The 16,776-nt window shown below is 62.9% G+C and carries 16 protein-coding genes; 11 read left to right on the top strand and 5 right to left on the bottom strand.

Annotated features, from left to right (window positions below):
* Window positions 1–3: 3 nt before the first annotated feature.
* Genes PCS43_RS29645 through PCS43_RS29635 form a run of 3 tightly spaced genes read left to right on the top strand, consistent with a single transcriptional unit; the run spans window position 4 to window position 2,936 of the window.
* A complete protein-coding gene (locus PCS43_RS29645; protein ID WP_030537005.1) occupies window positions 4–990 on the top strand; it encodes a hypothetical protein in 987 nt (328 codons plus the stop codon).
* A 9-nt stretch (window positions 991–999) separates the two neighbouring features.
* The gene (locus tag PCS43_RS29640; protein WP_370332593.1) at window positions 1,000–2,289 is read left to right on the top strand and encodes an adenylosuccinate synthetase; all 1,290 of its coding nucleotides are present in this window, start codon (window positions 1,000–1,002) and stop codon (window positions 2,287–2,289) included.
* A complete protein-coding gene (locus PCS43_RS29635) occupies window positions 2,286–2,936 on the top strand; it encodes an NUDIX domain-containing protein (protein WP_020909123.1) in 651 nt (216 codons plus the stop codon). The genes PCS43_RS29640 and PCS43_RS29635 overlap by 4 nt, the downstream gene beginning before the upstream one ends.
* Before the next feature lie 6 nt (window positions 2,937–2,942).
* Here PCS43_RS29635 and hppD read toward each other — a convergent pair whose 3' ends face one another.
* Complete coding sequence (gene hppD / locus PCS43_RS29630) at window positions 2,943–4,148, bottom strand: 4-hydroxyphenylpyruvate dioxygenase (RefSeq protein ID WP_058037677.1); 1,206 nt, start codon at window positions 4,146–4,148, stop codon at window positions 2,943–2,945.
* A 195-nt stretch (window positions 4,149–4,343) separates the two neighbouring features.
* Here hppD and PCS43_RS29625 point away from each other — a divergent pair, with 195 nt between their 5' ends.
* Window positions 4,344–4,856: an Lrp/AsnC family transcriptional regulator gene (locus tag PCS43_RS29625; protein WP_051649709.1), complete on the top strand. Its 513-nt coding sequence runs from the start codon at window positions 4,344–4,346 to the stop codon at window positions 4,854–4,856.
* On the opposite strand, the gene PCS43_RS29620 is transcribed toward PCS43_RS29625, so the two are convergent.
* A complete protein-coding gene (locus PCS43_RS29620; protein WP_058037678.1) occupies window positions 4,844–6,388 on the bottom strand; it encodes an MFS transporter in 1,545 nt (514 codons plus the stop codon). The genes PCS43_RS29625 and PCS43_RS29620 overlap by 13 nt on opposite strands.
* A 56-nt stretch (window positions 6,389–6,444) precedes the next feature.
* On the opposite strand from PCS43_RS29620, the gene PCS43_RS29615 reads away from it, so the two are divergent.
* Complete coding sequence (locus tag PCS43_RS29615) at window positions 6,445–7,095, top strand: TetR/AcrR family transcriptional regulator (RefSeq protein ID WP_030537009.1); 651 nt, start codon at window positions 6,445–6,447, stop codon at window positions 7,093–7,095.
* A 3-nt stretch (window positions 7,096–7,098) separates the two neighbouring features.
* Here PCS43_RS29615 and PCS43_RS29610 read toward each other — a convergent pair whose 3' ends face one another.
* The gene (locus tag PCS43_RS29610) at window positions 7,099–8,244 is read right to left on the bottom strand and encodes an adenylate/guanylate cyclase domain-containing protein (RefSeq protein WP_209909870.1); all 1,146 of its coding nucleotides are present in this window, start codon (window positions 8,242–8,244) and stop codon (window positions 7,099–7,101) included.
* 161 nt (window positions 8,245–8,405) lie between these two features.
* On the opposite strand from PCS43_RS29610, the gene PCS43_RS29605 reads away from it, so the two are divergent.
* Together PCS43_RS29605 and PCS43_RS29600 are read left to right on the top strand one after the other, a co-directional pair.
* A complete protein-coding gene (locus tag PCS43_RS29605; protein WP_003940205.1) occupies window positions 8,406–9,125 on the top strand; it encodes a DUF6319 family protein in 720 nt (239 codons plus the stop codon).
* A 74-nt stretch (window positions 9,126–9,199) separates the two neighbouring features.
* Window positions 9,200–9,856 (top strand): S1 family peptidase, encoded by a 657-nt coding sequence (locus PCS43_RS29600; RefSeq protein WP_007732621.1) that lies wholly within the window; start codon window positions 9,200–9,202, stop codon window positions 9,854–9,856.
* A 13-nt stretch (window positions 9,857–9,869) separates the two neighbouring features.
* Here the strand turns inward: PCS43_RS29600 and ilvD are convergent, their stop codons facing one another.
* The gene (gene ilvD / locus PCS43_RS29595; protein ID WP_003940201.1) at window positions 9,870–11,564 is read right to left on the bottom strand and encodes a dihydroxy-acid dehydratase; all 1,695 of its coding nucleotides are present in this window, start codon (window positions 11,562–11,564) and stop codon (window positions 9,870–9,872) included.
* Window positions 11,565–11,706: 142 nt separating this feature from the next.
* Here ilvD and PCS43_RS29590 point away from each other — a divergent pair, with 142 nt between their 5' ends.
* The 3 genes from PCS43_RS29590 (at window position 11,707) to PCS43_RS29580 (ending at window position 15,111) form a co-directional block, all read left to right on the top strand.
* Window positions 11,707–12,048 (top strand): hypothetical protein, encoded by a 342-nt coding sequence (locus tag PCS43_RS29590; RefSeq protein ID WP_003940142.1) that lies wholly within the window; start codon window positions 11,707–11,709, stop codon window positions 12,046–12,048.
* A gap of 103 nt (window positions 12,049–12,151) precedes the next feature.
* Entirely contained in the window at window positions 12,152–13,840 is a 1,689-nt protein-coding gene (locus PCS43_RS29585; protein WP_209909867.1) for an alkaline phosphatase D family protein, read from the top strand.
* Window positions 13,837–15,111, top strand: a complete 1,275-nt coding sequence (locus tag PCS43_RS29580; protein ID WP_209909864.1) for an alkaline phosphatase family protein — start codon at window positions 13,837–13,839, stop codon at window positions 15,109–15,111. The genes PCS43_RS29585 and PCS43_RS29580 overlap by 4 nt, the downstream gene beginning before the upstream one ends.
* Here PCS43_RS29580 and PCS43_RS29575 read toward each other — a convergent pair.
* Window positions 15,108–15,665: a TIGR03086 family metal-binding protein gene (locus PCS43_RS29575; RefSeq protein ID WP_007732609.1), complete on the bottom strand. Its 558-nt coding sequence runs from the start codon at window positions 15,663–15,665 to the stop codon at window positions 15,108–15,110. The two genes, PCS43_RS29580 and PCS43_RS29575, sit on opposite strands and share 4 nt — an antisense overlap.
* A gap of 101 nt (window positions 15,666–15,766) precedes the next feature.
* Here PCS43_RS29575 and PCS43_RS29570 point away from each other — a divergent pair, with 101 nt between their 5' ends.
* Window positions 15,767–16,762, top strand: coding sequence for an aldo/keto reductase (locus tag PCS43_RS29570; protein ID WP_209909860.1), 996 nt, complete (start codon window positions 15,767–15,769; stop codon window positions 16,760–16,762).
* Window positions 16,763–16,776 lie beyond the last annotated feature (14 nt).

Genomic DNA, 16,776 nt, shown 5'->3' with positions numbered 1-16,776 from the left:
GTCATGGGCTACGGATACTGGGACGACAACACCTATTTGGCGGGCAAGACTTTTCGTGCCGCACGCGGTGTCGACGATTTCGGTTACACCGATTCGCTTCGGTCGCGTCCGCGAAGCAGTTGGAAAGCGGACCCGACCCTCGACCCCTTCGGCGTCGACAAGCGTGAATGCCGAGACTCGGCCGGGCACCCCGATTCTCTCCCGATAGCAGTGCTTTTCGATGTCACCGGCTCGATGGGCGCTGTTCCTCGAATCATGCAGGACAAGCTCGGAAAGCTGCACGGGCTGCTGCAACGCAAGGGATACGCGGATGATCCGCAGATTCTGTTCGGTGGTATCGGCGACGCCGATTCCGATCAGGTGCCACTACAAGTCGGCCAGTTCGAGTCGGGTAACGCGATGGACGAGCAGCTTCGGACCATCTTCCTCGAGGGCAACGGTGGTGGACAGAAGTCGGAAAGCTATGAATTGGCAGCATATTTCATGGCGCGCCACACCAGTACGGATGCCTGGGAGAAGCGTGGAAGGAAAGGCTACCTCTTCATCATCGGCGACGAGCTGAACAAGCCGCGACTCTCGGCTCGTCACATCCGTTCGGTGATCGGCGACAAGGTACGTCAGGACGTATCGGTCTCGTCGATCTACCGTGAACTCGAAGAAAGATGGAATGTCTACTTCGTTCTGCCAGATCAGTCGTCGTACTTCAACGATCCGGAAATCGCGGATCACTGGAAGAAGTTGCTCGGTGAACGCTTCGTCAAACTCGACGACCCCGCTGCGGTGTGCGAACTGATCGCGCTGACGGTCGGAATCGGCGAGGACCGCATCGACCTGCGTGACGGACTGGCGGATCTCCGCGACATCGGTTCAAGAGCTGAAGCCGAGACCGTCGGCAAGGCTCTCGCTCTAATTCCAGGGCGCAGCACCGCGACGGTGGCCGGGTTGCCCCACGATCTCGGAACCGATACGGACGATGTTGATTTCGCATAGAAGGAGAGCATGATGGAGCCGTTCGAAGACCGCGATATCATCGTCGTAGACCTCGGGTTCGGAGATGCGGGGAAGGGAGCAACCGTCGATTGGCTTTGCTCCGACCAAGCCGATTTGGGTGTGGCCGCAGTGGTCCGGTTCAACGGTGGGGCACAGGCAGCGCACAACGTGACGGTCGGCGAGCGCCACCACACGTTTTCGCAGTTCGGTTCGGGAACGCTCTCCGGCGTCCCGACGTTTCTCTCGAGATTCGTGTTGTTCGAGCCCATCGCGCTCGCCCGGGAGGCGCGTGCTCTGGAAGCGCTCGGAGTTCGAAATCCGTTCGATTTGATACGGATCGACGCGCGCGCATTGTTGACGACGCCGATTCACGTGGCCGCCAACAGGGCTCGTGAGGATGCTCGCGGCGGTAACCGACACGGCTCGTGTGGCAAGGGGATCGGTGAGACCGCGGCGTATGCGCTCGAAGTTGCGAATGCGCCTACGGTGGGAGACTGCCGGCGACCTGACTCCTTGCGTCGTAAGTTGTCGGCGTTGGCCACATTCTACGGACCGTTGATCGCGGAGAGTCGCCACGGTTTTCCGCCGATCGACGACATGGTCGACATGTACGCGGAATTCGGTGCCGTCGTGGACATCGCCGACCCGGATGCGCTGGGCGCGTTGGGCGCCGGTGGTCGTCTGGTATTCGAGGGGGCACAAGGTGTCCTTCTCGACGAGTGGCGGGGGTTTCACCCACACACCACATGGTCGACGGTCGAGCCGTCCAACGCGCGAGCGATGATCGACGAGTTGGGCCGGGACAGTTACGTACTCGGCGTCACTCGCACGTACATGACACGACACGGAGCTGGGCCCTTCCCGACGGAGGATCCGGAGCTGGCGAAGGTGTTGCCCGAGCTGCACAACGGGACGGGTGAGTATCAAGGCGGATTCCGGATGGGCCACCTCGACGAGTTGTTGTTGCACTACGCAATCGAGGTGAGCGGTGGCGCCGACGGTTTGGCGCTTACTCATCTCGACGCGATGGATCGCGCGCGGGCTGCAGGCGTCCCGATCCACGGGGTGCACGCGTACGAAGGATTGCCGTTCGTTCCGGTCGGAGAGTGGAAGGATCTCGATCACCAGCAGGCGCTGACAGATTCCCTGAAAGCCGTAGGGGTCGTGCCGAAGGAACTTCCGGCCGACCCGGAGGATTTCGCCCGGTATCTGAGCGAGGAAATGGGTGCGCCGGTAGTGCTGACCGCGAACGGTGCCGACCGGGTCGATCGTCAGATGCGATGCCCAGTGCCTGCATGATGGACGGTGTGGACCAGTCACTTGTCTCGATCGATGTCATCGCGCTCCGGTTCGGCAATCCGGAACCCGGGATGTTGCGATTTGCCGTCACTCCGCGGCAAGCGGAGCCGTACACCGGGCAGTTGGCGCTGCCCGGTGTACTGCTGGGCGCCGGTGAGCGGTTGCAGGACGCCGCCAGGCGAGCCGTGACCACCAAGCTCGGAATTCCCGACGAGAAGATCCTCGTCAGCGGTCAATTGACCGTGTTCGACGAACCCAATCGCGACCCCCGCGGTCCGACGCTCTCGGTGACCATGTGGGCAGTGATCTCGTCGGACGAGGTGCCGGGTTCGGCCGAATGGGTGAGCTGGGACAACCCGGGGGACCTTGCGTTCGACCACAATCGGATAGTCGCCGATACCCGCCCGATCCTTGCTGACACCCTGTTGTGGCGAGATCAGGCATTCACGCGGGCACTACTGGGTCCGTCGTTTCCGGCGTCGTACGCGCTGGCCGTGGCGGAGGAGCTTTCCGGTGTGCGTCCGGACCCGGGCAATTTGAACCGGACGCTCAAAGCGTTGCCAGGGCTGGAACGTACGGACGAACGAGTCCGGGTCAGTGCCACCGGGCGACCCGCGGTGGTCTGGGCGTGGACCGAAAACAGCTGACCTACCTCAGAAGTTGCCCCGCGCGGCCTGCTCACGCTCGATCGCTTCGAACAGGGCTTTGAAGTTTCCCAGTCCGAATCCCAGTGAGCCGTGGCGTTCGATGATCTCGAAGAACACGGTGGGACGATCTCCGATCGGCTTGGTGAAGATCTGAAGAAGATAGCCGTCCTCGTCGCGGTCGACGAGGATGCCTCGCTTCTGCAATTCCTCGATCGGAACTCGAACCTCTCCGATACGCGCGCGCAATTCGGGATCCTCGTAATACGAAGCCGGAGTAGAGAGAAACTCGATTCCTTCGTCGACCAGAGCATCGACTGCTCCGAGGATGTCGTTGGTCGCAAGCGCGAGATGCTGAGCGCCGGGACCTTGATAGAACTCGAGGTACTCGTCGATCTGTGACCGCTTCTTCGCGATGGCAGGTTCGTTGAGTGGGAACTTGACTCGGTGATTGCCGCTCGAGACGACCTTGCTCATCAGCGCGGAGTAGTCGGTGGCTATGTCGCCGCCCACGAACTCGGCCATGTTGGTGAATCCCATGACCCGGTTGTAGAAGTCGACCCACTGGTCCATCTTGCCGAGTTCGACGTTGCCGACGACGTGGTCGAGGGCCTGGAAGATGCGCTCGGGCGCGCCGTCACGCTTGCGGTACGACGACGTCCGTTCGACGTATCCGGGAAGGTAAGGGCCGGTGTAGCGGGAACGGTCGACGAGGGTGTGCCGAGTCTCGCCGTACGTCGCGATGCTGGCCAGGCGAACGGTGCCGTGCTCGTCGGTGACGTCGTGCGGTTCGCTCAACACCGTCGCACCTTGGGTGATGGCGTGCGCGATGCACTTGTCCACGTCAGGGACGCTGAGCGCGATGTCGCGGATGCCGTCGCCATGACGGCTGTGATGCGCGATCAACTCGCTTGTCGGATCCACAGCACCTTTGACGACAAAGCGCACGGCACCGCTCTTGAGTACAAACGCGTGGTGGTCGCGGTTTCCCGTCGACGGGCCTGAATAGGCCACCAATTCCATGCCGAATGCGGACTGGAAGAAATGTGAAGTCTGCGTGGCGTTTCCGACGATCCATTCGAGGCCGTCCCAACCACTCACCGGGAAGGGATCGTGATCGCTGTCGTACTCGACCAGTCCGACCAGCTGGCGTAATTGCTCCAGATCCAGGCCGGCCAACTGTTCGTCGTCGGTGAGAGTCTGTTCGACGGTCATGGTGAGTCCCCTCTGAGTGCGATGTACACAGCGCGGTGCTCGAGTTATGTTCGGCACTGCCAGTACAAACAGATAAGTCCTTCAGAGGTTGGGTAGTCAACGGAGGTAGTTGAAAGTAGACACAGCGCCGGAATGCGAAGATGGTGGCACTGTTTTGTAGGCAATTTGCATAGTTGAACGACGAGTGGAGCAGACGTGAATCTCGACGCAGTGGATCTGGCTCTGTTGGACGCGATGAACAAGCACCCGAGAGCCGGTGCGTTGGAGCTTTCGCGTCAGGTCAAGGTTGCGCGGGCGACAGTGCAGGCGAGATTGAAAAGGATGGAAGATGCGGGCGTCATCGCCGGATACGCGCCGCACGTCAATTTGGCTGCAGCGGGTTTCGGAGTACAGGCATTCGTGACTTTGCAGATCGCCCAGGGGGCGCTCGACACCGTCACAGCGGAACTCGAGGCAATCCCCGGTGTGCTCGAAGCCTTTGCCACCACCGGCTCCGGCGACGTGCTGTGCCGGATTGCCGCTGCGTCGCACGAGGATTTGCAAGCGACGCTGCTCGAACTGAATCGGTCGGGGATAGCCACCCGGTCGACCAGCGTCATGGTTCTCTCGGTTGTGGTGCCGCTCCGGTCGATGCCCCTCCTGCAGACTCTGCAGTCGGAGCAGACGACCAAGGCCCCGGCGTACCGACGAGGCGGTCAGTCTCGCTGACGACCCGGAGCCCAGAATCCCAGAACGATCGCGGATACCCACATGATCGCAGCGAGCGTGAGTGCTCCTTGATCCATGCCTTTGATGAAGGCTTCACGGGCGAATTCGGCCAACTGGGCACCCTGCGGCCCGGCTGCTTCGGCGACGTGGAGAGCGGCGGCCAGAGAACCGGATACCGGCTCCTTGGCCGGTTCGGGTAGCAAGTCGACCGCGGGCTGGACGTGATTTCCGTAGCCGGCGGCGAGGATACTTCCCGCCAGTGCAACGCCGATGGCGGAGCCGATCTCACGGGTTGCGTCGTTGACTGCTGAGGCAACCCCCTGTTTGGAGTCCGGTGCGTTGGAGACGATGGCAGCAGTGGCGGGGGTTGTCGACAAACCCAATCCAATGGCGGCCACTACCAAGGGAACACAGACTTCGGCATAGGTCGAACTGGCATCCAAGCGCGTCAGGAGTGCAATTCCGGTTCCGAGGAAGGCAACCCCGGTGGCGGTGAGAGCGCGAAGGCCGATACGCGGAATCAGTAGGGGAGCAACCACGGACAGCGCCATCACCGGCACAGCGATCGGCATCAGGGCGAGCGCCGATTGCAGGGGGGAGTAGTCGAGCACCAGTTGGAGATACTGCACGATCAGGAAGAACAAGCCGAAAGTCGCCAGGAATTGCAGGGTCAGTGACGCTGCGCCGCTGCCGAATGCACGATTGGCAAACAGTCTGACGTCCAGAAGTGGGTGGCGAGTGCGTAATTCGACCCAGCTGAAGATTGCTGTCATGGCAATTCCGCCGACCAGCAACGCGAGAACTACCGGATCGAGCCAACCACGGGCCGGCGCCTCGATCATCCCCAGGACAAACAGCCCGATCGAGCCGGCGATCAGCGCTGTACCAGGTAGATCGAGTGGAGTTGCCTCCGTGTCCTTCGACGTCACGATCGTGAACGACACCACGAGGATGAGAACTGAGACGACGGCCAGGCTGACGAATATCGAATGCCACGACCATTTTTCGAGGAGCAACCCGGAGACGACAAGTCCGGCGATTGCACCGGACCCTGCGACGCCGGACCAGACTCCGACGGCGCGGGCACGCTGCGCCGGCGGGAAACCTGCAGTGAGTAGAGACAGCGTCGCCGGCATGACAAACGCGGCGCCGACGCCGGAGATCACGCGGGAGACGATGACCCACGACGGTTCGTCCGCGAAGACCGGAATCGACGAGCCGGCAGCAAAAACGAGTAGTCCGAACATGAGCAGTTCTCGTCGACCGTATCGATCGCCGAGTGCGCCCGCCGGCAACAAGAGACAAGCCAGCGTGAGCGTGTACCCGTCCACGATCCACGTGAGCTGGCTCTGTGTTGCACCGGTATCGCGGGCCAAGTCGGGAAGGGCCGTGTTGAGCGCGGCCATCGCTGCGACGACCAGCGCGACGGCGCAGCACGCGACCGTCAGCATCCAGATCTGTCGGATGGTCCACGTGGACTGTTCGAGCGTCGTATCGCTACTCACGAAACCTCCCGATAGAAACAAGACCATCAGTATCGTTACAAGAACAGCAGTTCCACAACCCCCAAGTGGGTATAACTGAAGTTGTGACGGTGGGAATCGACAAGCAGGGAATCGAACAGCAGGGAAACGACGAGGACCCGCGCAAACAGCGTTCCAGGTCCAGGTTGCTCGACGCAGCGACCACGCTGCTGGCAGAAGGCGGCGTCGACGCCGTGACGATCGATGCCGTCACCAAGTTGGCCAACGTCGCGCGTGCGACGCTGTATCGCCATTTCGACAGCGGCACGGAGTTACTCGCCGCGGCATTTGCACGTCTACTGCCGCCGGTGCCGGAGATGTCCGGTGAAGGCGATCTCCGCGCGCAGTTGCTCGAGTTGTTGACCAGTCAGGCCAAGGCCATCGAAAGCGCACCGATCCAGGTGACGGCGATGTGCTGGCTCGGCTTGGGGCCGGAACTGAAGGGTTATTCGAGCGTCGATGCCCTGTCCACGGACAAGCCCGAATTGCGATCGCTGCGCCAGACGGTTTTCGAGCAGTACCGACACGCGTTCGATCGGATCCTGCGCTCGCCGGACGCGATCGACGCGTTGGGGGAGTACGACTACGACGTCGCACTTGCTCAGTTGGTCGGACCTTTGGTGCTCACCAAGCTGGCCACGCTGACGCCTCTCGGGGAGGCTGCGTGTGAGCAGATCGTGGACGACTTTCTGGCTGCACGCGGAGTGTCGAGCTGACGCTCACGGCTCCAGGTTGCGTCGAAGGACGTACTGCTCGAGCCTGTCGATGCCGCGCACTCGTCGCGGACGAAGGTGTCGTAGTTTGAAATTGGCGTCCGAGCCGAGCTGGGTGGCCAGCTCGGAGTCGATCAGCACAGTGCCGGGACGAGCAGAGCTGGTGAGACGCGCGGCCTTGTTGACCACCGAACCGTAGAGATCTCCGAAGCGAACCAACGTCGGCCCCATGGCCAGACCCACCCGAAGCTGCGGATCGTCGTGATCGGCGAGGACCGCCTGCTGGATCTGCAAAGCGATCTCGGCGGCGTGGTGGGGACTTTCAGCGGCAAACATGACCTCGTCACCGACGGTCTTGACCACCCAGCCGTAGTTGCGACCGATGATTTCGGTGGACGCGGACTCGAACCGCTCGAGCAGATCGTTGAGTTCGGCGGAGTCGAGGCCGCGGGTCAGCGAGGTGTACCCGACGATGTCGGCGAAACCCACGACCAGAACACGACTCGCTACTTCTTCGCCCGGGTTTCCGACGTTGCGGCCCGTCGACGACGCGACGTGGCGCTTCCACACGTACGTCTGCAGAGATTCGACAGCGGGAATGATCTCGGCGCCGAGGCGCAGAACGATCTTCCGGATCGCTTCGGGCTCGTGATCTGCCGAGTCAGCGAGCTGGTCGATGATGTGTGTGCTGATCAGCGAGACCTGCCACTCAGCCAACCTCGACATCGACTGCCCCAGTGAACGGGCGGCAGCCACCTCACTGCTCTGCGAGATGACTCCTCGATTGACCATGTCGATGATCGTCTTGAGGGCGTTGGCGTCTTGCTGGGTGAACATGACGGCGTCGGGATCCTCGTCGACGGCAAAGCCCATCGCGACCCACAAACGATCGGCACGCTCGCGTGTCACACCGGCGAATTCCGCGATCTGCGATTGCGTGAAGCAGCGCGGTCCGCCGAGGAGGGACTCCTCGATGTCGGCTTGAATCCGGCTGAGCAGATGAGCATCGACGTCGACCGGATCAGCAGTGTGAGGTTCAGCAGCGTGAGATTCAGCAGGGGCGGGTTCGGTGACCTCGTCGATCCACTCTGACTCCGAACTGCTCACCGTGCTCCTTATTGCCGCAACGAATTTCTGTCCACCATCTTCCACGCGGTGCCCCGAGAACAGTACTGAATTGGCCGAACCGTCTACGGATCCTCGGGCTCAGGCGGGCGGTGAGAGTCAACACGTCGGTGGCTTGTGCAAGAGTTGCCCCGAGAAAAGCACTGTCGATACCGAAATGCACGAGATACTTCTGAAAGGACCTGCGCATGCCACCCCGTAGACGTTCCGGCGCTGCCGCATCAACGCCGGATCACCTCACTGCGGACAATCTGGCAGCGCTCGCCACGGCTGTCGCCGAAGGCAAGCGCGCCACCGTCTATCTGCGCGAGGCGACTCCCAGCCTGGGGATCGAAGCCGGTACCTCGGCGAAAGTCGTGTCGGTGGACGGCAACACCGTGATGATCCGCCCCAAAGGCGTCAACGACGAATTGCCTTTCGAGGCAGAGGAATTGCGCATCAACCGCGTCTCCGCGGCACCGGCCAAACCGGCGCCACGGCCCAAACCAGTTGTGGAGTCCGAGCCCCTGATGGAGCCACTCGTAGAGCCTGTTCGACCGAAGCCGCGTGCGCAGCCTGCACCCGCTCCGGTACCGACTACCACTGCTGCCCCTGCCGCGACACCTCGTCCGGCCGTCAAGCGTGCGAAGAAACTGCCGGCCGGTATCAGCGTCACCATCCATGCCGGCGCGGACAACGACTGGAGCGTGACGGTCACACAGGGCGCCAAGCGGCCGGGCAAAGCAGTTCCGGTCGCACCCGATGCGGTCGAGCGAGCTGTCCGCGAGTTGGGTGAGCCCACCGCAATCGAGGCTGTCGAGTCCATCATCGTCGCTGCACGGGACATGGCTGCAGCGCGAGTCGACGAGTTGAGTCGTCAGCTCGAGGAGGCACGCAAGATGCTCGAAGCGCTCGGAGCTACCGACTAGAAACGCTGCGTAGGTCCGCACTTTCCGGGGTATGCGTTTTTTGCAGCGGGGAGATTACCGGCGGAGAGATTGTGATGTTGCAGCGAATTGTTTCGGCTCTGGCAGCGTTGGTCTTGGCACTCGGACTCGGGTTCATCGTCAGCAGCAACGCTGTTGCTGCACCCACGCCCATGGGTGGTGGTTCGGGCATCATCATCGACAATCAGCTGGTCTGTACGTTGACCACTATCGGTCACGACAACGGCGGCAGACTCGTGGGTATCACCGCAGGTCACTGCGGTGGTCCTGGATCGTTCGTGATCCCGGAAAGCAACGAGGACGCAGGCGTGGTCGGCACGTTCGTCGAGTCGAACCCGGACCTGGACTACGGGGTCATCCAGTTCGATCCGGGCAAGGTCACACCAGTTCGAACGGTGGGCGCGGCAACCATCACCTCGATCGGCGCTCCAGCCAGCTTCCCGGCTACAGCCTGCAAGGAAGGCCGTACGACGGGCACGACCTGCGGCGTCGTCTGGGGAGACCTGAGCGCCGACGCATCCACCTGGACTCAGATCTGCGTCGACCACGGTGATTCGGGAGCCCCGGTCACGGTCGGGACGACGCTGGTCGCGATGGTCAACGCCTACCTCTGGGTGCCGTGCCTGGGGCCGGAACTCGGCACCAACATGACCTCCATCGTGGACACGATCAATGCCCACGGAGGTGTCGGCGCCGGGTACCGGCCGATCTAGCGGCGGGCTGGGATCAGCCGCACACTGCTCCACCCGAGGCTGATCCCACGAGCTTGGAGTACTTGGCCAACACACCACGTGTGTAGCGAGGCGGCAACGGCTCCCAGCCCTTCTTGCGGGCTTCCAATTCGGAGTCGTCGACCAACAATTCGAGTTGTCCGGTACCCACGTCGAGCCGGATCTGATCGCCGTCGCGAACGAACGCGATGGGACCGCCGTCGACGGCCTCGGGCGCAACGTGTCCGACACACAGGCCGGTGGTGCCGCCCGAGAATCGTCCGTCCGTCAGCAGCAGGACGTCCTTGCCGAGACCCGCGCCCTTGATCGCGCCCGTGATGGCCAGCATCTCGCGCATGCCGGGACCACCCTTCGGGCCTTCGTAGCGGATGACGACAACGTCACCGCCGGTGATGGTGCCGTCCTCGAGAGCATCCATCGCGGCGCGCTCGCGTTCGAAAACCCGTGCAGTGCCGACGAATACATCAGACTCGAATCCTGCCGACTTGACCACCGCGCCGCCGGGCGCGAGTGACCCCTTCAAGATCGTGATGCCTCCGGTGGGGTGAATGGGCTTGTTCATCGCCCGCAGGACCTTGCCGTCGGGATCGGGCGGGGTGATGTGCGCGAGATTCTCCGCCACGGTCTTACCGGTGACGGTCAGGCAATCTCCGTGCATGAGTCCCGCGTCGAGCAATGCCTTCATGATCACGGGGACGCCGCCGATACGGTCGACGTCCGTCATGACGTGCTTTCCGAAAGGCTTGACGTCGGCGAGGTGCGGGACCTTCGCGCCGACGCGAGCGAAGTCGTCGAGCGTCAGCGGGACGTACGCTTCGTGCGCGATCGCGAGGAGATGGAGCACCGCATTGGTGGATCCGCCGAATGCCATGACGACTGCAATGGCGTTCTCGAATGCTTCCTTGGTGAGGATGTCCCTGGCGGTGATGCCTCGACGCAGGAGCTCGACAACGGCTTTGCCGCTCTCGCGGGCGAAGCCGTCGCGGCGACGATCCGGTGCGGGCGGTGAAGCGCTGCCGGGCAGCGACATTCCCATGGCCTCGGCGGCGCTGGCCATCGTGTTTGCCGTGTACATGCCGCCGCACGCGCCTTCGCCCGGGCAGATCGCCCGTTCGATGGTGTCGACGTCGGCGCGGCTCATCAGCCCACGCGAGCAGGCGCCAACCGCCTCGAACGCGTCGATGACGGTGACTTCCCGCTCACTGCCGTCGGAAAGTTTGGCGACGCCGGGGAGGGTGGAGCCGGCGTAGAGGAACACGCTGGCGAGGTCGAGGCGGGCCGCCGCCATCATCATGCCGGGCAACGACTTGTCGCAGCCGGCGAGAAGGACCGATCCGTCGAGACGCTCGGCCTGCATGACGGTCTCGACGCTGTCCGCGATCACTTCACGGGAGACGAGGGAGAAGTGCATGCCCTCGTGCCCCATCGAAATGCCGTCGGAGACGGAGATAGTGCCGAATTCGAGAGGGAACCCGCCGGCTTCCCGTACGCCCTCCTTGACGGCCTTGGCCAGGCGATCGAGGGACAGGTTGCATGGCGTGATTTCGTTCCAGGACGAGGCGACGCCGATCTGCGACTTGACCCAGTCGTCGTCGCCCATTCCTACTGCACGCAACATGCCGCGCGCTGCGGTCTTTTCGAGTCCGTCGGTGACGTCACGACTTCTGGGCTTGATGTCGGGTTCGGTCATTTTCCAAGCATAGGCGTCAGCGGGGTGTGTTTCCGGCAGACGAGCGACTCGACTTGCCGACAAACGCCGTCCGTCGTGAATAGACTCGTCGCATCGCAGTTGGGGCTGAGTGTGCAGGTGATTGACGTACAGGGGGATTCACGTGGAGTCGGAACTGACTTCGGCTTTCGGATTTGCAGTTCTGGCCGCCTTCTTGACCGGTAGTGGTGTCTTCCTGGTCGTTCTGACGGTTCTGCACGAGATTGCCCGGTGGAAGGGCCGCTTCGTATCGGTGTGGGTGACTTTCTTTGCCGCTCTGCTGATACTGCCCATCCTGTTCGGCGCGTTGATCGCAGGCTATTCCGCGTTCTCCGAGGTCGACGGGTCCGAGGCTCTGCTTCCGCCGGCGTTCTGGATCCTGATCGCGGCCGGGGGTGCACTCGGCGGTTACATCGGAGTCAAGGTCGGTGTGGTTCGAGGCTCGGCCCTCGATTACCGGTTGTAATCGGGATCGACTCGATCAAACTTCCAGAGAAGCGCAGGCGAAGCCTGGGTGAACATCCCGAAGCTCTCTTGAACGCCCGTTCAGGTGCGGGTTCACTCCTAGCGTGCACACGAATGCCTTCGATCGAATATCCAGACGTGGCCTGCTGCAGGGATCGGCGGCCCTCGCCGGCGCAGTAGGTCTCGGTGTCGCTTCGGCGAGCCACGCCGGTGCCGAGGTTCCGGGTGGCAGCCCGGGCTTCGCGCACGGCGTGGCATCCGGTGACCCGTTGCCGGATGCGGTGATCATCTGGACCCGCATCACCCCGACGGCAGACGCGACGCCCGGTTCCGGCGTCGGGCCGGCGGTGACTCTCAACTGGCAGGTCGCGACCGATGAGGGGTTCGCGAGCGTCGTTGCGTCCGGAAGTGTTGCTGCTTCGGCGGATTCCGATCACACCGCGAAGGTCGACGTCACCGGACTCGATTCGTCGACGACGTACTGGTACCGATTCACTGCGGGTTCGACTGTTTCTCCGGTGGGCCGCACCCGCACGGCTCCGTCGAACTCGGCAGATCTCGATCGTCTCCGCTTCGGCGTGGTGTCCTGCTCCAACTGGGAGGCGGGGTATTTCGGTGCCTATCGTCACCTCGCATTCCGCGAAGACCTCGACGCGATCATCCACCTCGGTGACTACATCTACGAGTACGGGCAGGGGGAGTACGGCGCGAGAAACGGATCCGTTCGCCTTCACGAGCCGGCCCACGAGATCATTTCGCTGGCCGACTACCGAATTCGGCACGCGCAGTACAAGACAGACCCGGATCTGGCAGCTCTGCACCTGAAGCTCCCGTTCATCACCACGTGGGACGATCACGAATCGGCCGACAACGCGTACCGGGACGGCGCCGAAAACCACACTCCCGGTGTCGAAGGTGACTGGGCAGATCGAAAGGCCAACTCGGCCAAGGCATATTTCGAGTGGATGCCCGTCCGCCCGTCGGGTAGTGGTTCGAGCGTTCAGCTGTATCGTCGGTTCCGCTTCGGGAATCTGGCCGAGATCTCGATGCTCGATCTGCGTACTTACCGCGACGAGCAACCGACCATGAAGCAGGTCGACGATCCGTCGCGCACCATTACCGAACGCGCACAGATGGATTGGTTGACCAACGGAATCGTCACCTCCCCGACGCAGTGGAAGGTCGTCGGCAATCCGGTCATGATCACGCCCTGCGTGTTCCCGCCGCTGGAACCGGCGACCACCGCGGCGTTGACCGAACTGGTGGGTGTGCCGCAGGCCGGTGTCCCGTACAACACGGATCAGTGGGACGGGTACACCGCCGACCGCACCAGGCTTTTCGACGCGATCACCTCGAACGGTGTGGACAACACCGTCTTCATCACCGGTGACATCCACACGTCATGGGCCTGCGACCTACCGACCAACGCCGCCAACTATCCGGGTGGGCCGACCGTCGGCGCCGAGTTCGTCGTCCCGTCGGTGACGTCGCCCAATATCGACGACATGCTGAAAGTGCCACCGCGCACGGTAACCGTTGCGGCAGAAGAAGCATTCAAGGCCGTGAACCGCCACGTGCGGTACGTCGAACTGGATTCGCACGGCTACGGCGTATTCGAAATTGCCCGCGAAGGTACTCAGATGGACTGGTACTACGTCGACGATCTCACCAATCCGCAGAGCAATGCGCACTACGCCGTGAGCTACCGTCTGCCGGCAGGCGCGGGCAGTAGAGTCTCACCCACCTCGGCCGCCCTCGATCAGGCCTCGTACCGACCAGGAGTCGACCAGTGAGTATCGAAGTTTCGCGTCGTAGCGTTCTGATCGGTGGAAGTGTTGTCGCCGGAACGGCATTGCTCGGAACGCCCGCTCGCGCGAGTGTTCCCACCAGCGCCGGAATCCCAGACCTGGACGTGCATGTCATAGTCGTAGACGGCATGCGGCCGGACGAGCTGCGATCGGAGCTCACCCCGACGCTGACCGGGCTTGCGGCCGGCGGTATCCACTACCCGGACGCCAGTGCCATCACGATCGCAGAGACGCTGCCGAACCACACGGCGATGATGACGGGAGTGCTGCCGGCGCGTTCGGGTGTACCCGCCAACTCCGTCTACGATCCGGCCATCGACAAGAAGCGGGACCTCGATCGGCCTTCCGACCTGCAGGCATCGACGGTTCTGGATCGGGTACGCACCGAACTCGGATTGACCACTGCGAGTGTGCTGTCCAAGCACTACCTGCACGGGTTGTTCGGTGACCGCGCCTCATTGGTGTGGGATCCTCAGCCGCTCGTTCCCGGTACCGAGCATGCGCCGGACAACTTCACGATCGACGCCTTGATCCGTATCGTCGGCGGGAACTCGCCGCGGCTCTCGTTCACCAACCTCGGTGACGTCGATCGGGTCGGGCACCTGGATCTGTCCGGTCCGTCCATCCGGATCGCTCGCACGGCTGCACTTCAGAACACCGACAACCAGGTTCGCCGCTTCGTCGACTTCCTTCATGACACGGGTCGCTGGAATCGGAGCATTCTGATCGTGTTGGCCGACCACTCGATGGACTGGTCGGAGCCCGCGCGGCTCATCGGACTCGATCGACCGCTCAACGCGGACCCGTTGCTGGCAGGCAAGATTCGAATCGCCCAGAACGGTGGCGCAGACCTGATCTACTTCGTCGGACCCGATGGCGAACGGGCGGAAGCCGTCAGCCGGATTCAGCAGATCGTGGATGGTGTGGACGGCGTCGAATCCAGCCACCTCCCCGCCGAATTCGATCTCGGCACCAATGCCGGTGACGTCGTTGCGTTTTGCGCTCAGGGCTGGCGGTTCAGTGATCCGACTCCACTGTCCAACCCGATTCCCGGCAACCACGGCCATTTCGTGACACTGCCCATCCCGTTCTTCCTCAGCGGCGGACATCCCGCTCTGGACGGTGGACGGAAGATCGACACGCAGGCTCACACGATCGACGTCGCGCCGACGGTTGCGGCTCTGCTCGGCCTCGGTGCACCTGCCGGCGGCTGGGACGGCGTCGCCCGCACGACGGGTGTGTCGCTGAACGTCTAACGAGGATCGCGACCGGTCAGGGCAATCAGCTTGTCCTGCAACGACGCATCGTCCGGGAGGTCGACGGGATCGGAGAAGAGTCCGCTCTCGGCGAGCATGTCGCGCTGCCCGTCGAGGTCGGACCAGACGGCCTCGACGAGGTCTGGATCGAGCCGCTCGTCTGCTCCGACCGCTCGCGCAAGGTCCCAGGTGTGGATCGTGACGTCCGAGGTCTGCTGGCGCAGATAGGGTTCCACCTTCACCGTGCCGTACGAGAGGTGAACGTGGGCACTGAGGTCCGTCGATTTCCACGCTTTGATTGCGGCATCGGAGTACTTCTGCCATTCGGTCCACAGGTCGTCCCCGACGGGAACGATGTCCGGTGTCGCCTCGCCGACCGTCAGTCCGGCCAGGAGCGGCGGTACCCACTGCTGCTCCTCGATGACGTGGCGGACGAGGTGTTCGACGTGCCAGTCGGAGTCGGGCGTGGGTGCGTTCCAGTCCTCGACCGCAGCGAGTCGTGAACCGAATTCGCGGTGGGCGGTGAGTACGAGTTCGAGCCAATCGAATGCCATCACTCGAGGGTAACCCGATCAGCGTGACGTTAATCGGTGCGTGAGGCTTCGATTCGGTGAAGACTGTCGGGGTTGTCGCTCAGTCGAATCGAGGAGTTTTCATGACCGTCCCCACCGTCACTCTGGCCGAAGGTCTCACTGTCAGCGCCCAGGGATACGGCGCGATGTCCGTCGCCCCGGTCTACGGCCCGGTGGATCCGGCCGAGGCGCTCGCCACGCTGCACCATGCGGTGGACATCGGGATCACGTTCATCGACACCGCCAACGTGTACGGCGAGGGCTCGAGCGAGCGTGCGGTGGGAGAGCTTCTCAAAGACCGCCGGGACGAAGTGCAGTTGGCGACCAAGTTCGGTCTGGTCGGCAACATCGCCAACGGTCAGCGCGGGATCAACGGAGACCCGGCTTACGTGCCGCGGGCACTCGACGAGTCTCTGGGACGACTCGGCGTCGATCATGTCGACCTCTACTACTTGCACCGGGTCGACCCGAACGTGCCGATCGAAGACACCGTCGGCGCGATCGCGGAGCAGGTGAAGGCGGGCAAGGTCCGCAACATCGGCCTGTCCGAGGCGACCGGCGATGAACTGCGTCGTGCGTACGGGGTGCATCCGATCGCGGCGATCCAGTCGGAATGGAGCATCTGGAGTCGGGACGTCGAGAACAAGGTAGTACCCACCGCCGCGGAACTCGGAGTCGGATTCGTGCCCTTCTCACCTGTGGGCCGAGGCTTCCTGGCGGGATCGTTCGATGCGGAGACGCTCGGTGACAACGACCTGCGCCGACGCTTCCCACGCTTCTCGGACTCCGCGCTCCCTGCTAATCAGAAGGTTCTCGACGTGGTCCGCGCCGTCGGTGAGGAGCTCGGCGCGACGCCTGCACAGGTTTCCCTGGCATGGCTCGATGCCAAGGGCCGTCAGCACGGGTTGCCTTCCGTTTCGATTCCCGGCACGCGGTTCGCTGCACGAGTCACGGAAAACGCCGAAGCGTTGGACATCGTTCTGAGCGAAGACCAGATCGCTCGCCTCGACTCCCTCGCCGCGATTACCGAAGGCTTCCGTTCGGCTGATTTGAATTGGGTCTCTCAGGGCCGCGAATAATCATGTCCTGAGCC

Source organism: Rhodococcus sp. C-2, from assembly GCF_027854095.1.
In the GTDB taxonomy this organism is placed as follows: domain Bacteria; phylum Actinomycetota; class Actinomycetes; order Mycobacteriales; family Mycobacteriaceae; genus Rhodococcus_F; species Rhodococcus_F qingshengii.
The sequence above is the reverse complement of the archived record's forward strand: the minus strand, read 5'-3'. Positions and strand labels throughout refer to the sequence as shown.